The following is a 2,483-nucleotide window of genomic DNA, read 5'->3' on the forward strand; positions in this document are numbered from 1 at the left end:
CGTCGGGCCCTGGGGGCCCTCCTTATTGCGGCCCGCGCTGCGCGCGGGCTGCGGTCGCAAGCTCCCTTGCGCAAAGCCCCGTGGGGCTCCTCCGGACGCCCGCCCCCCGGGGACCGGGGGACGGGCTGAAGTCCGTTGTGGCTGGGGCGAGTCCACCGGTGCGTCGTCGGCCGCCGGCCCCGCGGGGGTGACGGCCAGGGGCTGAGGTTCGAGACGGGGGAGCGGAGCAGCTGCACGTCGAGGAGAAGGTGACCGGCCCGCCGGGGGCCGGAAAAGCGGCATCCCTGGGCGGTTTACGTGACGGGCCGTCCGCCGTCTGCGGGTCCGTCGTGGCGGGCCAAAAACGGGCTGGCAAGGAGGGGGGTCGGCCCGGCCCGGAGGGCACGCGCGGCACCCGGGATTTTCGAGAAAAACCCTGGTCAGACCCCCTTTCCCGCTTCCAATTCCGGCCCAACACTGGTAATGTTGTCCTTGTTGGAAGGGGGTGGCACCCCGGACAACGAGAACCACTCGAAACCCGCCGAAAGGTGCTGGACATGAACGTCAAGGCCCGCAACTCCCGCTCCGCCGCCACGAAGGCCAGCGAGTCCCCCGAGCCGATCGTCATCAACACCCGTCACCCGAAGTCCGGCCTGGCGATCAGCTACCGCGTCACGGTGGACACGGTCGAGCGCGCCGAGGTGATCAGTGAGGCGGGGGTCTCGGTCGGGCTGGTCGCCCGCCTCACCATCCAGGCGAGCCCGCGACAGCGTCCCGTGACCATCATGGCCAGCCGCCTTATCGGCGAGGGGGTTTGGTACTCCGACGCCATGACGGAGCGCGGCGGGCGCGTCCACTACTCCCGAGGATTCGGGAACCGGCGCGGGATGCCCCGCCGCCTCCTGGCCGACCTCGGCGACGTGCTCAGCATCTACGCGTACGACGTCCCCGGACTGGTCGAGGAGGCGGAGCCCGACCGCCCCCTGAAGCTCCGCAAGACGAAGGCCAAGCGCAAGGCGAAGGCCGCCGCCAAGGCGTAACCCGAACGGCCGGGGCGCGATCAGCGCCCCGGCCCCCGGAGGGGGCCGGATTAGAAAAACCCTGGTCAGGCCCCCTCTTTCACTTCCAAATCCGGCTCAATACTGGTAATATTGAGCTTGTTGGAAGGGGGTGGCACCCCGACCAACACACCTCGAAACCGCACCGCAAGAGAGGCACCGAAATGGCCACCAAGACGACGCGCCGCCGCTCCACCAAGTCCGCCGAGGAGCGCGAGGCCGAGGTAGCCGCCCTCCATGAGCAGCTGAACGACGCGATTGCGTCCCTGGTCTCCGCCGACGGGTGGAAGGCGATGCTCCGCGCCACCGTCGCGAACCTCGGCCGCTACTCCGTCAGGAACATGCTGCTGATCCTGGCCCAGTGCCCGCACGCGACCCAGGTCCGGAGCTTCAAGCAGTGGAAGGAGCACGGCCGCCACGTCCGCAAGGGGGAAAAGAGCCTGCGGATCTTCGCCCCCATGACGGTCAAGAAGAAGGACAAGGACGGTAACCCCGTCCTTGACGAGAACGGCCAGGAACAGAAGCGCGTCATCTTCAAGACCGTGCCGGTGTTCGACATCAGCCAGACCGACCCCGACGAGGAGGCCACCCCGGAGGAGACCCAGGAGCCCGCCTACGCGCTCGGCGTGAAGGTGACCGGCGAGGCCCCGGCCGAACTCTGGGAACGCCTCACCCACCACGCGGAGAAGGTGCACGGCTACTCCGTCCGCCTGGAAGCCACCAGGGGTGAGGACGGGTACACCGACCCCGAGACCCGCGTAGTCGGCATCAAGGAAGACGACCCCGAGGCACACCGCGTGATCACGCTCGCCCACGAAGTCGGACACATCGAGTGCGGGCACGTCGCGGACCTTGACGAGTACCGCAGGCACCGGGGCCGCATGGAGTGCGAAGCCGAATCCGTCGCGTACATCGTGGCCGGAGCGGCCGGGCTGGACGCCGCCCTAACCTCCGTGCCGTACATCGCGGATTGGGCAGGCCGAACCGCCGAGGAGGTACAGGAGACGCTCGCCGCCGCCAGCGAAACCGTCCTCCGCGCCGCCCGCGCGATCCTCGCCACCACCGCCCCGGCGGACGACGAGGCCGAAGCGGACCGCGTGGCAGAGGAGGCGGCCCACGCTGCCTACGAGGCGGAGCGCGCCGAGATGATCGAGGCCGCCGAGCAGCGCGAGCAGGCCCAGCCGGTGAGTGCCGCTCTGGAGGCCGCCCCCGCCCAGGGGTGACGCGAAGCCGGGGGGAGGGGACCCCTCCCCCCGCCGCGGCGGGGGCGCCGACCGGTCGTTCCGGGGCACGGCCGCCGCGCCCGTGGGTCGCACCGCAACCGGCCGCGGGCGACGGTGGCGCCGTGGTGGCCGGCGTGGCCGCGCCGCGCCGTGGTGGTGCACCCGGCCCGGGGGCCGGGTTGCGAGGGGCGCTCTCAAGCGCCGCCCCCTCGCGCTCCCCAGG

General features: G+C 71.1%; 2 protein-coding genes. Both read left to right on the forward strand.

Translation table 11 applies throughout. From position 1 onward, the window contains the following. Positions 1 to 536 precede the first annotated feature (536 nt). Positions 537 to 1,019 carry a hypothetical protein gene (locus AB0D93_RS41470; RefSeq protein ID WP_362131938.1) on the forward strand — a complete coding sequence of 161 codons (483 nt, stop codon included), beginning with the start codon at positions 537 to 539 and terminating at the stop codon, positions 1,017 to 1,019. A gap of 182 nt (positions 1,020 to 1,201) precedes the next feature. Continuing rightward, positions 1,202 to 2,260, forward strand: a complete 1,059-nt coding sequence (locus AB0D93_RS41475) for an ArdC-like ssDNA-binding domain-containing protein (RefSeq protein WP_362131941.1) — start codon at positions 1,202 to 1,204, stop codon at positions 2,258 to 2,260. Positions 2,261 to 2,483: the final 223 nt, after the last annotated feature.

Source organism: Streptomyces sp. NPDC048191 (assembly GCF_040652655.1).
GTDB lineage: Bacteria > Actinomycetota > Actinomycetes > Streptomycetales > Streptomycetaceae > Streptomyces.

Excerpts from the sequence above, each read along its gene's own strand:
- AB0D93_RS41470 (WP_362131938.1), top strand. The coding sequence starts at position 537 with ATGAACGTCAAGGCCCGCAACTCCCGCTCCGCCGCCACGAAGGCCAGC.
- AB0D93_RS41475 (WP_362131941.1), top strand. The coding sequence starts at position 1,202 with ATGGCCACCAAGACGACGCGCCGCCGCTCCACCAAGTCCGCCGAGGAG.